General features: G+C 36.6%; 15 protein-coding genes. 6 read left to right on the forward strand and 9 right to left on the reverse strand.

Annotated elements, in window-relative coordinates; genetic code table 11:
- Positions 1-6: 6 nt before the first annotated feature.
- The 4 genes from BI291_RS05595 to BI291_RS05610 form a co-directional block, all read right to left on the reverse strand.
- On the reverse strand, positions 7-1,398 hold the full coding sequence (locus BI291_RS05595) for a pitrilysin family protein (protein WP_074496883.1): 1,392 nt from the start codon (positions 1,396-1,398) through the stop codon (positions 7-9).
- Positions 1,385-2,680: a pitrilysin family protein gene (locus tag BI291_RS05600; RefSeq protein WP_254849528.1), complete on the reverse strand. Its 1,296-nt coding sequence runs from the start codon at positions 2,678-2,680 to the stop codon at positions 1,385-1,387. Before BI291_RS05600 ends, BI291_RS05595 begins: the two co-directional genes overlap by 14 nt.
- 347 nt (positions 2,681-3,027) lie before the next feature.
- Positions 3,028-4,431, reverse strand: coding sequence for a tetratricopeptide repeat protein (locus BI291_RS05605; RefSeq protein WP_074496888.1), 1,404 nt, complete (start codon positions 4,429-4,431; stop codon positions 3,028-3,030).
- Between the two features lie 94 nt (positions 4,432-4,525).
- The gene (locus BI291_RS05610) at positions 4,526-6,742 is read right to left on the reverse strand and encodes a winged helix-turn-helix domain-containing protein (protein WP_074496890.1); all 2,217 of its coding nucleotides are present in this window, start codon (positions 6,740-6,742) and stop codon (positions 4,526-4,528) included.
- 299 nt (positions 6,743-7,041) lie between these two features.
- Between BI291_RS05610 and BI291_RS05615 the strand changes: the two genes are divergently transcribed.
- Positions 7,042-7,269 (forward strand): hypothetical protein, encoded by a 228-nt coding sequence (locus tag BI291_RS05615; RefSeq protein WP_074496893.1) that lies wholly within the window; start codon positions 7,042-7,044, stop codon positions 7,267-7,269.
- Between the two features lie 52 nt (positions 7,270-7,321).
- Positions 7,322-8,209, forward strand: a complete 888-nt coding sequence (locus BI291_RS05620; protein ID WP_074496896.1) for a TraB/GumN family protein — start codon at positions 7,322-7,324, stop codon at positions 8,207-8,209.
- Positions 8,210-8,269: 60 nt separating this feature from the next.
- Here BI291_RS05620 and BI291_RS05625 read toward each other — a convergent pair whose 3' ends face one another.
- Positions 8,270-10,321: a prolyl oligopeptidase family protein gene (locus tag BI291_RS05625; protein WP_254849529.1), complete on the reverse strand. Its 2,052-nt coding sequence runs from the start codon at positions 10,319-10,321 to the stop codon at positions 8,270-8,272.
- Between the two features lie 299 nt (positions 10,322-10,620).
- Between BI291_RS05625 and BI291_RS05630 the strand changes: the two genes are divergently transcribed.
- Entirely contained in the window at positions 10,621-11,487 is an 867-nt protein-coding gene (locus BI291_RS05630) for an SPFH domain-containing protein (protein ID WP_074496900.1), read from the forward strand.
- Between the two features lie 42 nt (positions 11,488-11,529).
- Complete coding sequence (locus tag BI291_RS05635) at positions 11,530-11,718, forward strand: Arc family DNA binding domain-containing protein (protein ID WP_139302568.1); 189 nt, start codon at positions 11,530-11,532, stop codon at positions 11,716-11,718.
- A gap of 300 nt (positions 11,719-12,018) precedes the next feature.
- Here the strand turns inward: BI291_RS05635 and polA are convergent, their stop codons facing one another.
- The 4 genes from polA to BI291_RS05655 all read right to left on the reverse strand — a co-directional run bounded on the left by polA (position 12,019) and on the right by BI291_RS05655 (position 18,346).
- On the reverse strand, positions 12,019-14,751 hold the full coding sequence (polA, locus tag BI291_RS05640; protein WP_074496903.1) for a DNA polymerase I: 2,733 nt from the start codon (positions 14,749-14,751) through the stop codon (positions 12,019-12,021).
- Positions 14,752-15,365: 614 nt separating this feature from the next.
- Complete coding sequence (locus BI291_RS05645; protein WP_074496905.1) at positions 15,366-16,331, reverse strand: aldose epimerase family protein; 966 nt, start codon at positions 16,329-16,331, stop codon at positions 15,366-15,368.
- A gap of 214 nt (positions 16,332-16,545) precedes the next feature.
- A complete protein-coding gene (locus tag BI291_RS05650; RefSeq protein WP_074496908.1) occupies positions 16,546-17,403 on the reverse strand; it encodes an N-acyl homoserine lactonase family protein in 858 nt (285 codons plus the stop codon).
- Between the two features lie 178 nt (positions 17,404-17,581).
- On the reverse strand, positions 17,582-18,346 hold the full coding sequence (locus tag BI291_RS05655; RefSeq protein ID WP_083601918.1) for a type 1 glutamine amidotransferase domain-containing protein: 765 nt from the start codon (positions 18,344-18,346) through the stop codon (positions 17,582-17,584).
- 694 nt (positions 18,347-19,040) lie between these two features.
- On the opposite strand from BI291_RS05655, the gene BI291_RS05660 reads away from it, so the two are divergent.
- Together BI291_RS05660 and BI291_RS05665 are read left to right on the forward strand one after the other, a co-directional pair.
- On the forward strand, positions 19,041-20,060 hold the full coding sequence (locus tag BI291_RS05660) for a hypothetical protein (RefSeq protein WP_074496910.1): 1,020 nt from the start codon (positions 19,041-19,043) through the stop codon (positions 20,058-20,060).
- Between the two features lie 121 nt (positions 20,061-20,181).
- Positions 20,182-21,261 (forward strand): low specificity L-threonine aldolase, encoded by a 1,080-nt coding sequence (locus BI291_RS05665; RefSeq protein WP_074496913.1) that lies wholly within the window; start codon positions 20,182-20,184, stop codon positions 21,259-21,261.
- Positions 21,262-21,363: the final 102 nt, after the last annotated feature.

The raw sequence follows: 21,363 nt of genomic DNA on the forward strand, positions 1-21,363 counted from the left end.
GAATACTTATTGGATGTTAAATCCACTTTCTTTAATGTCTGTTTCGGTAATCTTACCGTATTTTGCTAATGCAGTTCTAATTTGTTCAGCTTTACCTATGACTACAAATTGTAAGTTTTCTTTAGGGAAATATGAATTAATTAGTTGTTGAGATTTTTCTATCGTTAAGGAATCAACTTGTTGCTCAAAGGTATTAATATAGCTTTCATCGAATCCATAGCCATACATATTAGCTAATAGGTCAGCTAATTGACTGGCCGTTTCAAATTTTGGTGGAAATTGACCTTTAACGTATGCTTTAGCAGAAGTTAGAGTGGCTGAGTCAATACCTTGTTGCCATAAGCGTTGATAGGTTTTTAACGCTAGGTCAATGGCTTCAATGGTTGTTTCTGTTTTCGTGAAAGTAGATATGGTGAACGTACCGTCATGACTATATGACGTAAAGCGACTTCTCGCACCATAAGTTAGGCCGGCGTTAACACGTAGTTCATCATTTAACCAAGAGGTAAATCGTCCGCCTAAAATAGTATTAATGACTGAAAGGCCGACGATATCTGGATTATTTCTGGCGATACCTTTACCACCAATTAAAAAAGTTGACTCACGAGCATCTCCTTTATTGACGAGTAAGACTTGTGGTGAACTAGCATGGGGGGTTTTCTTAATGTCTTGTTGTTGTAAAGCTGGGTTAGCACTAGACCATGATGAGAATAACTTTTTTATTTTCTCTTTCATTACGTTAGTTTCAAAGTCACCGACAACAATAATTGCAGCGTTGTTGGCTGTATACCACTTACTATGATGCTGTTGAATCAAGGGAAGGCTGATCGACTTAATACTTTCTTGATCACCACTAGTTACGGCACCATAACCGTTTTGACCAAAAATAAGACGGTTGAAGTATTGGTTGATGACAGATCGAGGGCTTTCTTTTCTTTGGGTTAACTGTAAAGCATGTCGACTTTTATGCTTGTTGAACTCTGTTTCGTCAAAACGAGGAAAAAGCACAGCATCACGTAAAATGTTCATGATGTTATCGGTGTCTTTTACCGCAAAAGATGCACCAATGGTTGAAAACTCTAAATTCGCCGTGCTATACAATTCTGCACCAACAAAATCTATTTGTTGATCTAATTGTGTTTTAGAAAGATGTTTTGTTCCTAATAACAGGTTTTGAGCGGTAAGATAGCTAAGCCCTGCGTTGTTAGCATCATCAATAGCGCCAACATTAACAACGATATTAACATCAATTAATGGCACTTCATGTTGTTCCATTAAAATGACCGTTAAACCATTTTGTAAGGTAACTTTTTCATAGCTAGGCAAGGTGTATCCTGCTGTTGCTATTTGGCTAATAAGGGTGAAACAAATGGCCAATAGGGCGTTATAAATCTTCATTACTTGAATCCTCCTGTGAAGATAATACGCCAACAGTACGATTGGCTTTACGTAAGTATTTTTTGGCAACACGTTGTACATCGTTTACGGTTACTTTTTCATAGTCTTGCGGTGCTGAAAATAACTTCTTGTAATCACCGAAGTACATTTGGAAGCTTCCAATCGTATTTGCCTTACCATTAATGGTCGACATTTCACGATAAAAATTTACCAGTTTTGTGTTTTTCACTTTTTGTAACTCTTTTGCTGTAATACCCTCACGCATGACGGAGTTTATTTCGGCAATCACAGACTTTTCCAGCGCCTCAGCACTAATGTCTTTGGCGGCAACGGCGTAAATATAAAAAAGGTTTGGATCGATTGATTGTGGCATATAGGTAAAAATAGAACTCGCAATTTGTTTGTCGTTAATTAACGATTTTTGTAATCTTGAACTATCCCCTATCGACAATACGTCACTTAAAATATCGAGTGCGTAATAATCTTCATGTTGGGTTTCTGGTACGTGAAAAGCCATTAAAATATTGGGGGTAGTGACTGAGGCTTTGTGTAAATAGGCACGTCTTTCCCCTTTTTGCTCCGGTTCTACCGTATGCACTTTTCTCGGAGGTTCTTGGGCAGGAATAGGTTCAAAATACTGTTTTGCAAGAGATTTCACTTTGGCGACTGTTACATCTCCGGCGATCACAACCACAGCATTATTTGGTGCATAATAGGTTTTATGGAAACGTTTTAAGTCTTCTAAACGCCAATTGTCGATATCTGATTGATGACCGATCACCGACCAACTATAAGGGTGAGCGCGGAATGCTGCATTTTTTACTTCTTCTGAAATTGCGCGAAAATTAGAGTTTTCTAACCCTGTACTACGTTCAGAAGTAACAACACCACGTTCACTTTCGACCATCTCTTTATCGATGGATAAATTTGCAATGCGATCAGCTTCTAGATCAAACATGGTTTCAAGAGATGAAGCAGGGAACCAATCGGTATAAACGGTTAAATTCTCAGTCGTATAAGCGTTATTACTACCACCCGCAGCTTCCATTGTTCGGTCAAACATTTTGGGGCCGTAATTCTTCGAGCCATTAAACATCATATGCTCAAAAAAGTGTGATAAACCGGTAATTCCTGGGTATTCATTTCGCGAACCGACCTTCCAGAATAAATACATGTTTGCATTAGGGATTGAATGATCTTCAAGTACTAAAAATTGCATGCCATTTTTTAACGTAAAGGTGTGAATGTCTTCAACATTGGTGGCAAATGATATTTTTGCCATCAGAAGAGCGCACACTAATGCAAAGGCTTTAACGAACCTCATATTTTTTCTCCGTTGAGTGTAGTGCGTGGTTGTTAACTATTTTATTTTAGTTTTTATTGAGTATTGGTGAGTATATACCAAAAGCAAAAATAGCTTCTTCCTTGTTGACAGCCAAGCTAACAGGGTGTTGTATCCACTCGATTAAGCGTGACTGCACTTTGTACAAGGGGTTTTTTACCAACACTCTGATAAGTACATAGAATTGTATAGCACAAAGTTAGAATATAACAAAATATTAACATGTGTTTCTGTGATTTAAGATATATTACGTTGAAAATATCGAATTATGCGGTAAATCACCGTTTTTATGCTGATCTTTTAATGCGAATAATCATCCATACTGCAGCGAGCAACAATAGACTAATCAATATCAGACTAAACCATAACCAGTGCATCACTGATTGTTGAGAGAGTAATTTGTTCGTCATGGTAGATTTTAGTGATTGATGTAGGTTTTCTCGTTCTTGGATAATGGCTTTAAAGTTTTTTTCTTGCTCGCTAAAGTCATGCTCTCTATCGTGTTTAGCTTTTATTAATACTGCTTCATACCTTTTTGTTAACCACTTATTTGCCGTTTCATGGTCATTAATGGTGGTATAGGCCTCTGTATAGGCAGTGTACACATCAAGCAATGTACTTTTCATACCTTCTTGCTTAGTTAATTGATGTGCCCGTTCAATCATGTCAATGCCATGTTGTATATCATTAAGGTGTATTGTAGCTAGGCCTTGATTGAGTAAACAAATAGCGACTAAATTGAGCTGATTGATTTGCTCGGCAATTTCAATACAGCGCTTTGCCCGTTCAATGGCGAGTTGATAATTTTGGTATCTTAAAAAGTAATCTGAAATATTGGCGTATACAGATGCTTGTATTTCAAGGTCATTTGCTTGTAATGCGTACTCTTGTGCTTTCAGGTAAGCAGTTAATTCTTCGTCTTTCTTACCTAAATAAGCTAACGCAATCGCCCTATTAATGTAGTTAGCTGCAACCAAACTAGTTGGTGCTTGAGGCATTAATGACAAAGTTGAGATAGCGTTATCTGACATTATTAATGCTTGTGCATATTCAAAACGATCTAAGTATAAGGTCACTTGATTAGTATAAATGGTAACAACCTTATCTAAGTTACCAACCTGCTGAAAGAAGTTGTGTGCCTTAATGTAGTCTTGTAGTGCTTCGCCACTTTTAGATAACTTGCTGTATGAAACGCCACGCGTTATTCGGGCACTTGCTTCAATAAATAGATAATTAATACTTGCGGCTAAATCTATTGCTTGGGTTGAATATTGTGCTGCCTGCAGGTACTTGCCTTGGCGCATATTATTTAATGCTAAGCGTTCGTAGTAAATACTAAGTATCCATTGCTCATCATGTCGATTGGCAAATAACTTGAGCGTTTTTATTAAAGCATTGGCTGATAAATAGTCATTACTTGCTTGTTTAATGGCGATTTTTGCCAATAGATGTGCTATTTGTAGTGGTAATTCTAATTGCTCAATTTCACTGGTATCAAGTGATTTGTATTGCTGTTGTGCTGTTGATAAATCGTTGCGGGCTTGCTGTGCAATATTGAGTAGTTGGGTGGCTAACGGGTTAGCACTGACTTGGGCAAAAGGGTCAAATGTATCAGGTGCCTCGTTTGATAATACATTGATGCTAGCTATAGTTAAATAAATGAAAATTATATATTTTAGTATTATCTTCACCCTATCACCCGGTTAGTTTCTACTGCGCATTTAATACCATCATACAATTGAAACCGCTTACATGGAAGTGATGCATGTAAGCGGTAGTTTTTCATCATTCATCATTAAGTAGCGACTTCTGCCATGTAATACGTTTAATTTGTGATGGGGCATTGTTATATTTTGCTGCGATTGCACTGTGATTGCTTTCCATTTTAATACCAGATGTTCTAAATGGAATAGTCATGCTTGAGACTTCACTGGAATCAAGCGTCATTTTATATAAGTTATTGCTATCTAAGCTGTATAACGCTTCCGCTGTAAGAGAAACTGAGCACCAACAATGCGCGATGGGAATGGCTATTTTGTGTTTTGTTTGGCCACTTAAATGATGTAAATGGTTGTCATTGATATAGTACAATTGGTGTTGCTGATTTTTGAGCAACATTCTACCGCCATTTTGTGTTAATTGATGTTGAGCATTAGTGGTTAAATTTGTTGACCAAATTTGTCTCATGCCATCATGTTCCATATCATAATAAATTTTTTGCTGATCTTCTTGCCATTGATAGCTGCCAATAGGACCGTGAATTGGCATTTCAACTTTCTTAATAGCGTTAGTTTTTACGTTAAATATTTCTAAGTGTTTGCCACGTAAATATAACAGCTGCTCTCGATCTGGCGATAACACTAATGAGCCTATTTTTTTTGGATTTTGCTGGGGAAATGCTGAAATTTGTTTAACTTGCTGTGCTTGTTTACGCCAAATTTGCAAATTACCGGTACGGCTAGAAATGAAATAACGCGATTTTTCGTTATCGAGATGTGTCGTTGCATAGTAATTCATTGAGTCAGATTTCACTAATGAGGTTACTTCTACCGTGTTTTGCTTGTTAAACAGTGCCGCAATATTAACTATCTCTAAATTTTGACCAGTTGCCATTGCAAGCAATATATTCGATGTATCTTCGACGGCTAAACCTACCACCCAGTTCTTTATATTTATTGGATATGAACTAACTTTATCTCCAGATAAGTTAAAAATGGTAAGATCTTGAATGATTTGTATCGCAATGTGTTGACTATCAGGAAACCAATCAAACACAAGCGGCGCACCCGCATGCGGTATTTGATAAAGTTTTTTATTATCCCTAGTGATTAAGTCCATTATATGTACAGATAATGGCTGGTCACGCTGATGTCGTTGATAAAGTATTTTTTTATTATCCGGTGACAGTTTAAGCTTAGTGACACCAAATTGAGTGTCACCTGACGGAATAAGCAAGGTAGACTTCTTTGTTTTAACATCGAAAACAACTACCTGACCACCTTGTTTAACTTGGTCAAGCTCAATGAGGTATAACTTCTTGCCATTTGATGCTAAATGAGCACCACCGTATAACTCTTTTTCACATGTTTTTAGTTTGGTGACGGGTGGATTATCAACAAAGTCAGTGAGATCAAACAAGCCGATAAAACACTCGTCTTTATAATTAGTAACCTCGGCAAGTACCTTGTGGGCTCCATGCTGCCAAGAAATAGACGTTACATCAAAGTCTTTGTAAATCAATTGTACTTCTTTTAAATCACCTTTACGTTTTACGAAGCTGTTTATGTTTGGTTCGGCTCTATTGTTGTATGCAAACAATAAGTTATCTGAAGATACAATAGGCCTAAGCTCTTGGCCTGAATTCCACGTAACCCCTTGTATAGTATGTGATTCAGATGATTTTTTGATGGGTTCATTAGACAATTCTGAGCTCACGTTTGCTTGCTTTACGTGATTATTTTTATTGGTTTTAATGGTGGATGTGGTTTGAAAGTAAGTAAGTATATGATAACCGACAATAATTAACACAAGCGATATCAATGCAAAAAACATGAAACGATAGTGTTTATATTTAAAGCGGTTACTTTGCTGAATAACATTCGCTGACAAATTATCGGTAGTATGTAGGTGCTCACTATTTTTCTCATTACTGATATCATCATTGTTGGATGAAGTATCATCAGCCATTGGAATCGCAACAACCTCTACCGTAATGCTGTAGCCTTTACGGTAATGTGTTTTGATTAACGGTGCTGCATTTTCTGGGTGTGATAACTTTTTCCTTAGCTCTGACATTGCACGATTGATAGCGTTATCGTCAACGAATGTTTGTTGCCACACATGTTCAACTAGCTCTTGTCGAGAAATGATTCTATCTTGATTGTTGACAAAGTAATCTAACAACTTAAATAAAATAGGTTCTAACTCGATATCACCTGTTGAATCTGAGCAAAGAATGCACTTTTGAGGAACGAATAACCAAGGGCCTATTTGAAAATTCATTGTCACGGCTTAAATAGTGAGAATTACCGAGAAATGTAACATATTTTTCACAATGAAAAAATAGTATAATAAAATTAAAGGGTTAAAGAAAAATATTCATTTAAAAAGCGCAAGATAAGGTTTTGATAAGGTTTCTATAAAAATTAAATAGTACTTATAAAACAGTCACCTATGAATTCTAAAGCTTATGGGTAAATTGATATGGCTTTGATAAGAGACACAGAGCGATTCCTACCGTAATCTTGTTTCCATCAACGAGCAATCGTAAACGTATCATTAGCAATTGAAGGAATACACAGATGAAAAATATCACGAAAAATAAGCAATATATAATTGGCCCAATCATCGCATTATTAGCATTGTTATGTAGTGGCGCCTCTGCTGAAACTTTACAACAAACCACTAAAAGTAATTTAAAGAAAATTGCTGAACAAGATATTCAACTTTTAATAAAACAAAGTCAGCGAACAATTAATCAAAGTACAAAGACAGTAATGCTTAAACCGTTAAACACGTTAATAAAGTAATTCATATTAAAAATATTTTATAGACAAAATTTACTGATAAAGGATAAGAAAAATGACATTAAAAAACATCAAAAAATTTGTAGCAAAAGCGGGATTAATTACTTCTATAGGCCTATTAAACACTAGCCTATGTATGGCTGAAACGTCTGTTTGGAAAGTATCGAAAGGGGAAGATCAAGTATATATAGGCGGAACGGTTCATATTTTACCCGCGAGTGAGTTCCCTTTACCTGCAGAGTTTTTAACTGCCTATCAAGCAACTGACACCATTGTTTTAGAAACACAATTGCCTGATCCAACCGATACCAGCTTCCAAGCAAAATTAATGCAGCAAGTGTCATATACTAATGATCAAAAGTTGAGTGATAAACTGAGCGATGAAACATTTAAACAGTTAGAAACTCATCTTGCAGCGTTTGGGATTAATGTCAATGAAATGAATGGCTTTAAACCGGGTTTTATTGTGATGATGATGGCAATGCTTGAAGCTAAACGTGCGCAACTTGCTGGTGAGGGGGTTGATGCCTACTTCAACAAGTTGGCTGCCAAAGACAATAAAGGGAAAGAATATTTAGAATCGAGTGATTTTCAAATTAATCTTATCGCCAACATGGGGCATGGGAATGAAGAAGAATTAATGCGTTCGTCGATAGCACAAATGGGTGAATTCAAAGAGATGTTTAACAAGTTATTGCCAGCTTGGCGTACAGGTGACAGTGACACGTTAGTTGAATTGGTGATAGATAAAGTCAAAGACGAAGACCCTGATACGTTTAAGAAAATGTTTACTGAACGTAACCAAAACTGGATACCACTTATTGAAAAAATGTTCAATGATAACGATAAAGAGTTTGTCTTGGTAGGCGTTGGTCATTTAGTTGGCGAGAACAATGTATTGGCGCTACTTGAAAAGTCGGGATATCAAGTGACAAAACTTTAGAGAAAAAGGCGCTAGCTTGATATTCAAACTAGCGCCTTTTTATAATGATGCAATCATTATTTATTGATTAGGTAGAGATTCAAAGCCCATGTTAAATAGGGTAAAGCCATAAATATCAGCATATTGTTCAATGGTTTTTGATATCGGCGTACCCGCACCATGACCTGCGTTGGTTTCAATTCGTATTAACGTAGGGGCTTGACCCGCTTGCTTCGCTTGTAATTCAGCAGCAAACTTGAATGAATGCGCCGGTACTACTCGGTCATCATGATCACCGGTTGTAACCATTGTCGCAGGGTACTTCACACCTTTTTTAACGTTATGAACGGGTGAATAGCTTTTTAAATACGCAAACATTTCTTTATTTTGTTCTGATGTACCGTAATCGTAAGCCCAACCAGCACCAGAAGTAAAGGTATGGTAACGAAGCATATCTAGAACGCCAACAGCAGGTAATGCAACCTTCATTAAGTCAGGTCGTTGTGTCATTACCGCTCCTACAAGTAAGCCACCATTTGAACCACCATTAATGGCTAAGAAATCACTTGAAGTATATTGTTCTTTAATTAGAAACTCAGCAGCAGTAATAAAGTCGTCAAAAACGTTTTGCTTTTGCATTTTCGTACCAGCTTTATGCCATGCTTTACCGTATTCACCGCCGCCACGTAAATTAGCAACAGCATAAATACCACCTTGTTCTAACCATACGGCGCGAGTGACACTAAAGCTCGGCGTTAAACTTACGTTGAAACCGCCATAACCATATAAAATAGTTGGGTTTTTACCATTTAATTTAATACCTTTTTTATAAGTAATAATCATCGGTACTTTAGTGCCATCTTTTGATGGATAAAATACTTGCTTTGATTCGTATAAATCACTATCGAATTTAGCGCCTGACTTACGATAAACGGAAGTTTTACCGGGTTTTACATCAAATGCATAAGTCGTACTTGGTGTTTTATAATTGGTAAATGAATAATAAAGTCGCTTATCTTCCTTTTTACCACTGAAACCACTTGAGCTACCTACACCTGGTAATTCAACGTCTCTGACTTTCTTGCCTTGATAATCGTATTGCGACACTTTTGAAATAGCATCGACCATGTATTCAGTAAAAAAGTAACCGCCACCTGTTGTGGCCGTTAATACATGATTTGTTTCTGGAATAAACGTTTGCCAGTTTTCAACTGCAGGGTCTTCAGCATCAACGGTAACAATTTTCTTGTTTGGTGCATCAAGGTTTGTCACTAAATATAACTTGCTGCCCACATTATCAATGACATACGTGTCGGAATCTGTATGGTCTACTATGTTGACCAACGGGCCATCTTTTTTCGATAGGTCTTTAATAAAAAGACGATTTCCTGAGGTAGATACTGAACCACTGATCACTAGGTAGCGATCATCTTCAGTAACATAGCCACCCACATAGCGGTGCTTCTCAGCTGCCGTACCACCGAATACAAGTGTATCGCTTTTTTGTGCGGTACCTAATTTATGATAATACAACTTATGTTGATCAGTTTTAGCTGATAACTCACTGCCTTTCGGTTTGTCATAACTTGAGTAATAAAATCCTTCATTGCCAAACCACGAAATTCCTGAAAATTTCACATCAACTAATGGCGCCTCAAGTTCCTTTTTCGTTTCTACATTGATAACAATAATTTTACGCCAATCACTGCCACCTTCAGAAATCGAGTAGGCTGCAATTGAACCATCTTTAGAAAAACTTAGTGAAGCTAATGAGGTTGTGCCATCTTCACTGAATTTATTTGGATCTAAAAATTCTTCGACATTACCTGCTTCATCTTGACGATATACAACACTTTGATTTTGTAATCCGTTATTACGATAGAAATATTGGTATTTGCCACGTTTAAATGGAGCGCTAACTTTCTCATAATTCCACATTTCTTCTAAACGATCTTTTAATTGTTCGCGATAAGGAATTTGAGCTAAATAATCAAAAGTCACTTCATTTTGTTTACTTACCCATTCTGCGGTTTCTTCACTGCGATCATCTTCTAACCAACGGTATGGATCAGCAACTTGTTCGCCAAAATAAATGTCGGAAACTTTTCCTCGTTTGGTTGTTGGATATTTCATGTCGATTTGGTTTAACTCTGAGATAGTCTTTGATTTTTCTTGCTCAAACGCGTGAATGCAAGTTGCACCCAGTGTTAATGAAGCAACCACTAAGGTGGTTAAAATTTTCTGCATAACACCCTCTATTAACAATAATTTAACGAAAAGAGCATAGCAGAAACTTAGCATAACCGCTGAATCTTTAACGCAAATATGTTGTTATTGGCCGTTTTTAGGGAAGCATGATGGTATAAAATGCTTGACTTAATTTCAATATGATATCATAGTGATATCATATAAATTCATTGTTGGAGATGAACATGTTTACAGAAAAAGAAATAAAAGCGCCTAATGGCATCATGTTTATATTTGTTTTACTTGCTTTACAAGTAGCGGGTATTGCAGTGTTAATTAATGGACTACAAAACCATGCAGGTTGGCAAATAATCGTCAGTGTTATTTTTACTCTGTTGTTGTTTATTTGTTGGTTCGGTTTTTTTATGGTGCACCCTAAACAAGCTGCAGTATTACAATTGTTTGGTAAATATGTTGGTACGGTACATAGTCCAGGCTTACGTTGGGCTAACCCTTTTTACAGTAAATCTCGCGTATCAATGCGAGTACGAAATTTTGAAAGCGGCAAGTTAAAAGTTAATGATAAAAGTGGCAATCCGATTGAAATTGCAGCTGTTATTGTTTGGGAAGTTGTTGATACTGCTGAAGCGGTATTTCAGGTAGATGACTATGAAGACTTTGTTTCAATTCAAAGTGAATCTGCGCTACGAAATTTAGCTACCAGTTATGCTTATGATAATCATGATGAACAAGAAATGACATTGCGAGGCGATTCAGCGTTGATTTCTGATGCGTTAAGAAATGAAGTACAAGAACGATTAGATAAAGCGGGTGTAAAAGTCATTGAAACTCGTATCAGTCATTTAGCTTACGCACCAGAGATAGCAAATGCTATGTTGCGTCGTCAACAAGCGATGGCCATTATTTCAGCTCGTCAAAAAGTGGTAGAAGGTGCTGTTGGTATGGTTGAAATGGCGTTAACACAGTTATCAGAACGTGACATTGTTGAGCTTGATACTGAACGGAAAGCCGCTATGGTAAGTAACTTACTGGTCGTGCTATGTAGTGATGAGGCTGCTCAGCCTGTGTTGAACACGGGTAGTTTATATTAATCATCTAGTAGCGCCTTTCGCTCTGTTTTTAACTTAGAGGCAATCGTGGCAAAAAAAGCATACCCATTACGAATTAATGAAGACATTTTGTTAGCTATGCAGCAATGGTCTGATGATGAGCTGCGTAGCTTGAATGCGCAGATAGAATATGTGCTTCGTGATGCACTACGTAAATCTGGTCGTAGTAAACCTAAGCCTATTGAGCCAATTATTGACCCTGATGATGAATGAAACGTTTAACTTCTCATTGATAATATTGTTGATTAATTCGCAATAAAAAAAGCCCGATGACATTGTCATCGGGCTATTAGCTATGAGGAAAGCTAGAATATACAAATTATTACAACAAGTGTTCGCTAAGGAACAGATGAGATTATAGAGTAAAAACTCAGATGTTGTAAAGTAAAAGTGTAATAAATTTTCATTTTTGTTTTTAATTTACGTTTTTTGTCGATTTTCATGTCTTTAATCTAATGATAAAGTTGAATGTTTGACTGTATTACCCCTTAACTGTAATAAAAGCACAAAAAATTAATGAGCTTGTTCCCAGTTGTCACCTATACCCGCTTCTGCTATTAATGGCACACTCAGCTTGACGGCATCATTCATAATTGTCACTAGACTTTCTGTGACTTCTTCAACAATATCTTGATGAATTTCAAAAATAAGTTCATCGTGGACTTGCATGGTCATTTTAATATGAGGATCTTGTTTTGCCTCAATCCAGGTATCAACCGCCAACATTGCTTTTTTAATAATATCTGCAGCGGTACCTTGCATGGGGGCATTAATCGCCGCACGTTCTGCACCTTTGCGGCGCATAGCATTTTTAGATTTAATGTCTGGTAAATACAAACGACGGCCAAAGAGCGTTTCTACATAGCCTTGTTCAGCCGCTTGTTGACGCGTTTCTTCCATGTACGTTAATACTCGCGGGTAGCGTTCAAAGTACTTGTCCATATACTCCTGCGCTTTATTACGAGCAATATTTAACTGTTTCGCAAGACCAAAAGCAGACATGCCATAAATTAAACCAAAATTAATTGCTTTAGCACTACGACGTTGATCGGCTGTTACTTCGTCTAAGCTTACTGAGAATATCTCTGCTGCGGTGGCTTGGTGTACATCTTTCCCTTGAGCAAAAGCGGCAACTAAACCAGGATCTTCTGATAAATGTGCCATAATGCGTAACTCTATTTGAGAGTAATCAATGGCTACAATTTTATGATCTTCTGGTGCAATAAAGGCCAACCTAATTTTACGGCCTTCCTCGCTTCGAATAGGAATATTTTGCAAGTTTGGATCTGTGGAAGACAGCCTACCTGTTGCAGCGACTGTTTGATTATATGACGTATGCACCCGGCCAGTTCTAGGTGAAATCATCAGTGGTAATTTATCAGTATATGTTGATTTTAATTTACTTAACCCACGGTTTTCTAGAATCACTTTAGGTAACGGATAATCTAATGCAAGTTCTTGTAATACTTCTTCAGCAGTCGAAGGTGCACCCTTTGGTGTTTTTTTGATGACGGGAATTTTTAATTCTTCAAATAAAATCTGCTGCAACTGCTTAGGCGAACCTAAATTAAAGCTTTGTCCTGCAATATTATGTGCTTCCACCTCTAATTCTTGTAACCTTGCGCCAATGGTTTGGCTTTGTTGATCCAATAAGTCACTGTCAATTAATACACCCTGTTGTTCCATTCTTGCCAGCACTGGCATCAAAGGCATTTCAATATCAGTGAACACTGACAACTGGCCTTTTAACTGCTCTAATAGGGCAAAGATTGCTTGATGAAGTCTGAAAGTTATATCAGCATCTTCAGCAGCGTAATGGGCGGCTTTTTCAATTTCAATTTGGTTGAATGTTAATTGTTTCGCACCTTTACCGGCAATGTCTTCAAAATGTACGGTTTTGTAATCAAGATACTTTTCTGCTAACGCATCCATATTGTGACGCGTTGCAACGCTGTTTAAACAGTATGACTCGATCATGGTATCGTAAATCGTACAATTGATAGCGACATCATATTGTGCGAGCACGTTGGCATCATACTTTAAGTTCTGGCCAATGATGACTTGTTGCTTATCTTCAAGTAGAGGTTTTAATTGTGATAAAACCCAATCGCGATCAAGTTGCTTAGGCGCATCTTCATAATCATGATTAACAGGAACGTAAGCTGCAACGCCTGGAGCTACGGCAAATGATAAACCCACTAATTCAGCCTTCATGTAATTAACGCTGGTCGTTTCAGTATCAAATGCGAAATAATCAGCCGAGGTTAGTTTAGCTAGCCACTCATTAAAAGCTTCTTTAGTAAAAATGGTGTCATAATGAACATCTATTTGTTCACGTTGTTCCTGCGAAGACTGATCACTCGTTGTTTCGGCGCTGTCACTGTTATCTAATTCGGCAAGTAAACGGCGTAATTCAAACTGTTTATATAAGGTAGAAAGCTTGTCTTTATCAGGCGAAGTAGGTATTAATTCTTCAATAGGCTTTTCAAGTGCAACATCCAGTTTTATTGTTGCAAGCTCATACGATAAAGGTAATTGATCTAATGCGTTACGTAAATTCTCACCAATTTTTCCTTTTACTTTATCGGCATTGGCAATCACTTGTTCAAGGGTTTCATGTTCTAGTAACCATTTTACTGCCGTTTTCGGACCACACTTTTCCACACCAGGAATGTTATCAACCTTGTCGCCCATTAAGGCGAGGTAATCAATAATTTGCTCAGGTTTAATCCCAAACTTTTCGATAACACCTTCAACATTCATTTCAACATTGGTCATGGTATTGATTAAACGCACATGTTCATTGACTAATTGTGCCATGTCCTTATCGCCAGTAGAGATGACCGTTTCAATTCCTTGCTTAGTTGCTTGAGCCGACAAGGTGCCAATAACGTCATCAGCTTCTACGCCTTCAATCACCAGTAAAGGTAAACCCATCGCTTCAATAATTTCATGTAATGGTGCAATTTGGGTACGTAAATCATCGGGCATGGGGGGGCGGTTGGCTTTATATTCTGGATACAAGTCGTTGCGAAAGGTTTTACCTTTAGCATCAAAAACAACCACAATGTTTCCGTTAGGGTAATCTTTCTTAAGGCTCTTAATCATATTAAGTACGCCGGTTATTGCCCCAGTAGGTTGCCCATCAGCAGTTGATAGTGCTTGTAAATAAGGAACATGATAAGCGCGGAAAAGGTAAGAAGATCCATCAACTAATATAAGCGGAGATAAGTTAGGTGTATTCATGATTTTCGAGGTAACACAGAAAAATTTTGCTAAGCATGACATATTCAATGCTTACGCACTAGCGGTATCGAAAAATTCTTAAAAATTAGTAGCTTTGCTTGTGGATAACTTTGTTGAAAACATAAGTTTCTCCCACAATAAAATAACTCTATCGCGGTATGATGTTTTTATAACTGTATGTTTTTTAAATAAAAAAGGTGAGAACAAAATCCTTTTAATTATTTATTCTTATTATTCTCTGATGTGGATAACGAAAATTAAGCAAAGATGCTTGTTGGACAAAAATCCATCGAATATCCTCATCAGGGGTGAAACAGATTACCAGAATTATTTTGCAATACCAGCCTATTATTAAACTATTTTTAAAGAATTATGAAAGCTGCAAATAACTAAAAAACATAAGCGAGAATACACAGGGGTTACGCATACTTTAGATAAATTGCTCTAAGGAAAAATATTTCTATTTTTATGCTAATCATAAAGGAGGCAATAAACTCATTCGGTTTAAAAAACATATGCGGTGTTGGTTAAATGTCAGTTCGAGATGTTCAAATAAAGTTAACAAATGTGCATCGACAGGGCGACTGTAGATTGATGCACAAATTATTGAAACATTAACTATGTACAGTATCTATTTGTGGCTTAACTAAGCGGTAACAGATGCTTGCTGAAAAGGGTTTTTCAGGTGTTGTAAGAGTAAATGGGAAGTCGTTTATATTCGGACTGTTTGGAAAATATTGAGGCTCTAAACAAATACCTTGTTTTACGCTAAATCGACCAAATAAGTGATGGCCAGTGTATACCTGTAATCCAGGCATATCACTCGAAACATGTAATTGTAGTTTTTTATCAGGGCTGATCAAAACTGCCTGAGCATTATCACGTTGATTGATGACAAAGTTTTGATCTATTTCGTCGCGGGCATCATTGGTTAAAATACGGGGCTTTTGAAAATCAAAACGTGTGTCTTTTGTGGGGAGTATTGCCCCCGTAGGGATCATTTTGCTATTTACTTCGGTAAAGTACTCTGCATTAATCGTTAGTAAGTGATTATCAGCGGAATTTTCGACTCCGGCGAGATTGAAATAAGGGTGTGACGTTAAGCCAATGACGGTGTTTTTTTCTGTTTCAGCAAATAAATGAATGTGTAGTTCACCATCATCTGTTAACTGATACTTTACCGAAAACGAAATGGCACCAGGGTAGCCATCATGACCATCTGCTAACTGACAAGATAACGTGATAGATTGCGCTTGCTGCTCTTCGAGTTGCCAAAATTGTTGGCTGAGGCCATGTGTACCGCCGTGTAATTGATTTAAACCTTCATTGGCATCTAACAGGTACTCTTGACCATCAATTATAACGCGTGCATTTTCAATACGATTGGCAAACGGGCCAACAATCGCACCATGGTAAAAGGGATCATCTAGATATTCAGCTAAAGAAGAGTAGCCAAGCACAATATTACGTTCTTCGCCGTTAACTTCTGTATACCATTGTATAATGCGCGCGCCAAAATTAGTAATGCACACCTCATCGCCTACTTCGTTACTGATCAAGAAAGACCGTATTTCGCTCATTGGATGCCTGCCAAGCGCTTAGTTAAAACCACAATAACTTTTATAGTATGACTTTTTATTGATTGCGCAAGAAAATTCAAGTGTTTGTGTGGTTATTGTACGCTTACTGAATGATTTTGTAGCAATTTTAAGCGATTGGCATAAATTCAACGTATCGTTAAAAAAACGTGCGCGAGAGTAACGCACGTTTATTCTTTGTTTTTATCTCTGAAAACTAATCGAGGTATTGCGGGATATTAGGTAGCTTACTGACGTGTTTAGCTTCGTGTTGAATAATCACTTTTGCATCTTTGGCGCTGGCAATATTTTCAAACTTTTTGAAAGATTCACGTGTTTGGGGTTCATCAACATTAAAACGAGGCACGCGCTTTAAGTGACGGCTTTTTGCTTGATGATATAAGTCACCCGATAATAACACGGTGCCGGTATTTGCTAAATTCACTTGTAATGCCGTATGACCAACTGTGTGGCCAGGTACGTTGAGAATCATCACACTACCATCACCGAAAACATCGTAATCTTGTGAAAAGGTTTTACGCTTTAACTTGCTTAAGTCAGTATGAAGCGCTTTTAAATCGTCAGCACTCGCGATATGTTCTAGTTCTGCTTGGCTGGTTAACCATGTGGCATCTTTAAACGTAGACGCTTGCCCTACGTGGTCAAAATGACTGTGTGACAAAGAAAGGTATTCAATATCTGTTGGTGATACATCAATTTCAGCGAGCTGTTCCACTAACGATTTTTCTAATGATAATGTGAACACGCCATTTACCATCGGCTCTTTATTAATAAGCGATGAAGGTAAGCCAGTATCCCACATTAAATCGCCTTTTTCGTGTCGAATTAAATAACAGCTGTCGGTGAATGTTGCTTGTTGATCTTTATAATCACCACTGGTTGAGAATACATCCATATCTGAGACTTTTATCGTGCCACAATCAAAGGTGTATAGCTTTAATGCCGTTGCCTGTTCGTTATTTGCTTGAGCATAGCTACCGATGAAAAGCGTGCTAATTAGCGCGAATTTTTTAAACCAAAGTTGCGATGATTGTATGTTTTTCCGTTTTAGCATTATTTACTCCATTATCGTTAGGTTTAAGTAATGTACATTAATACTATTAACATCAAACTCTGGAAAGTGAAATTGTCCAAAAAAGGTGTAATAATAAGATTAAAATAAGGAAGGAGGAATATTAGTATTTTTAACGCTCCTTATCTTTTCAAATTTAATGAAGTAAAATATGATTCAACTAATTAGTCTTCAGGTATTTTATTATCTCTTGAGCAAGTTTTTTGGCTGAAGCAGGATTCTGACCGGTCATCACTCGGCCAGCTAACACTACATTTTCTTGCCAAGCTTTCCCAGGAATATGAATCGCCCCTCTTTGCTCTAATTTATCGCCTAACAAAAATGGAATTAAATCTAATTGATTTATATCGATCTCTTCTTCTTTTGTAAATGCAGCTATTTCTTTGTCTTTTACTAAAAATGTTCCATCAGATAAAGTGATGTTAACCAATGCAGCAGTACCATGACAAACTGCCGAAACAATTCCATTATTTTCGTAAATAGCAGAAGATATTCGATTAATATCTTTATTATCAACAAAGTCCCACATAGGTCCAGACCCCCCACTATAAAAAACAGCGTTGTAATCATTAGGTTCTATTTCTGACAATGGGGTAGTGGTAATAACTTTAGCCATTAACTCTGCATCTTTGAAAAAATGTTGATGATATTCATCTGGTTCATCTAATGCCTTTGCATCAAGTGGCGCCATCCCTCCTTCAATACTTGCTATATCTACAATAAACCCTGCTTTTTTAAATTCATAATAAGGATGTGTTAGTTCAGGCAACCAAAAACCCGTTTTCTTATCACTATCGCCAAGAGTAGAGTGACTAGTTAATACAATTAAAATTCGATCCTTTTTATTACTATTTAACTCTGCATGAGTCACTGCAGACATCAATGCTATTAAAATGAAAGTATAATATTTTAAATAATTAATCATAAAGTTTCCTTAAAGAGCTATGAATGTGTTCTGTAAAAATTAAACTAAGGAAAGTAGAGTAATGAAGATTACCGTTATACTCATTTACATATGTTGAGTGATTTATGTTTTTATGAAATTTAAATGCAATTAATAGTGATAATTTTTGAATAACACTATCTAAAAACTACTTTTCAACAACATTAAACGGCTAGGTGAAGACTTTAACATTATAGGCTAGTCGCCAGAACTAATTTGGCTGATATTTTCAACCACTTAAGCATTCAAGCTCACATTTAAATGAATCGTTAAATTACTCAAAAGCACCATTGTATTGCGGATTTCCTGACTGTCTGTGAACTAACTTGATACGATGACTTCTCACAAATCGGTAAACATGCAGAAAAATCAATGCCGGTTTGTTATCAGCGTAGAATGAGGTTGGTAATTCTCGATCAATTTATCGTTGCTACTGTGATCGTATGACATGTCCGACAAGAATCGACATCCCCACTTAAACAGCCTGGCATTCTCATGTTACTCCATCAGTGAAATAATGCTTTTTGTATAAAAGTATCTCGTCATCAAAATGAGGCATTTCGTCATTCTTTTACTGTTATTTATAAATGTCACATACATAATCTTTTACCCAACTAAATGATTAAAAAATAAAACTAAATAAAAATAGAGATAACTAGGAAGTAAAATTAACCTGATGAACAAAATCTTACTAAAAAATATAGCTTTGTTTAGTTCACTTTTTCTTACCTTTAATTTAATAGCAAAAGAAAGAAAGCTAGATATGCTAGTTTTTCAAGCGAAAAAAGCATTAATACAAGGAGAAAGTCAACTAGCCAAAAAATTAATTAGCAATGAAAAGAAGCCTTCATACAATCTATTGAAATTAAAAATATTATACTATTTAGAACGAGACAACATTGACAAGGCAGAACGTTCTCTTAATGAATTTGAATTACAATATTTTAACGTTGCTGATACATACGCTTTTACTTCTGAAGTCTGGCGTTCAATCGGACACAAAGTTAGTATTTTCTCAAAAAGCTACTATTACAAAAAAGCCGTTAAAGCAAAAATTACGGCAGGAAATAAAGCGCCGAACGATCCTAAATATTTAACAATGAAAGCATCTGCACTTGGACAAAGTAGTCAATATGGCGGAAACTCTTCTTTGCAAGAGCAATTAGCACAGAAAATCAAAGCCCTTGATAAAAAGTGGGGTCTTATCGCTGAAGTAAATTTGGCACAAAATGAAGATAACCTTGAGCAGGCATCAAAGTTGGCAATTCAGGCAACAAAGCTTTTCCCTCAAGATTTTGATGTTTTAAACCGAACAGCAAAACTATTTTGGACCAGAAGTAATTATCCGAGTGCCCAACATTACTTTTATCAAGCTTGTACTAGTAAAAGCGGCGACCAGTGGCACAGTAAAATAAATTGGATTAACGCTTGTTCCCAAACAGCTATATTCGCCATTGAAAAAAACGTAAATAAAGATAAAGGAAAAAAAGCGATTATAAACTTACTAAGAGAGTATCAACTACCTACGAATATAAATTTTGAGTATATAAAAATGTATTTTAAATTATCTCATACTGTTAGTGACCCAATTATATATAAGGTATTACAAAATATAGTTGAGAAAAATAGCGATGTTCGACTAATAAAGGAAGCTAAAGGTTTATTGAATAAGATGTCACTTAATCAACCACGGTAAAAAATTGATTAGCTGACACCTTATTTAATCCATATTTATCATAACCAAAGAATGCTCTTTAAGATTGTTACGGTTTACTAAATTTTTAATCAGATACATTAAGCTAATAAAAGGATTAAACATGTACAATAATACCTTATTGGGCCACCCGATCATGTCAAAATGCTCAAAGTTCTTAACAAGACACAAACCACTTAGTCAGAAAAAGTGGTTAGAAATCATGCAAAAGTCACCTGAACTTGATTTAGATATAGATTTTTTTGGTAGTGGTCCTGTAGTTGCTATGTTGGAGAATAAAGTTGCTCGCTTATTAGGTAAAGAGAAAGCCATATTTGTCCATAAAGGTATGGTTGGACAGCATAGCGTACTGCTTGAGCGTGCTGCTCAATCCCGGTACAGAAAAATAGCGATACATCCACAGTCCCACATAGAAATCGATGAGTATTTTGCTTATAAAGAACTTTTGAATTTGAATTCGGTAATGTTTGGAAAAAACGACCACGCAATTAACAAAGAAGATATAGATAATTTGCCGCTAGATTTATCAACCATTGTGGTTGAGCTACCAACAAGACGTGCCGGCTTTAGATTGCCAGAATGGGATGACTTGGTTTATCTCAATAACTTTTCAAACATTAACAGCATTCCATTACACTTTGACGGGGCAAGACTTTTTGAGTCATCGTTCTACTGGAATAAGTCTTATAAAGAAGTCGCTTCACTTGCCAGTTCAGTCTATATATCATTATATAAAACTATTGGTTCAGCAGCAGGAGGCATCATTGCAGGGGATAAAGAGTTTATTGAACGACTGTATGTCTGGAGAAGCAGGCTTGGCGGAGATATTTCCACCGTTTTTCCTTATATACTTACTTCACTTTGGGGGTTAAATAATTATCTACCAAGAATTAAAGAATTTAACCAGCGCGCTTTCACGATATCACAGTTGTTCAAAGATACATTTGGCCCACAATCAATTCCATTCCAAGTTCAATGCAATAGTTTTTTAGTAGAGCTTCCTATTTCCGCTAGTAAACTAAGAAAGCAAGCACTTAACGTTGCAAAAAATGACAATATCTGGCTATTTGACAGGATTTTCAGCTTACCTAACAATCATAGCCGTTTTGAAATTCAAGTTGGGGATGCATTAGACGATTGGAAAGACGAAGAATTACTGAAAATGTTACAACGACTAATATAAATTGTATAAGTGTGATTACCAAGGGATTGTGTCGGTCTAATTACCGAGCGACTTTGTCGTAAATAGCATATCAGCCAGTTGTTAAACTGGCTATGATTTATG

Origin of the sequence: Thalassotalea sp. PP2-459, assembly GCF_001913705.1 — a bacterium.
Taxonomy (GTDB): domain Bacteria; phylum Pseudomonadota; class Gammaproteobacteria; order Enterobacterales; family Alteromonadaceae; genus Thalassotalea_C; species Thalassotalea_C hakodatensis.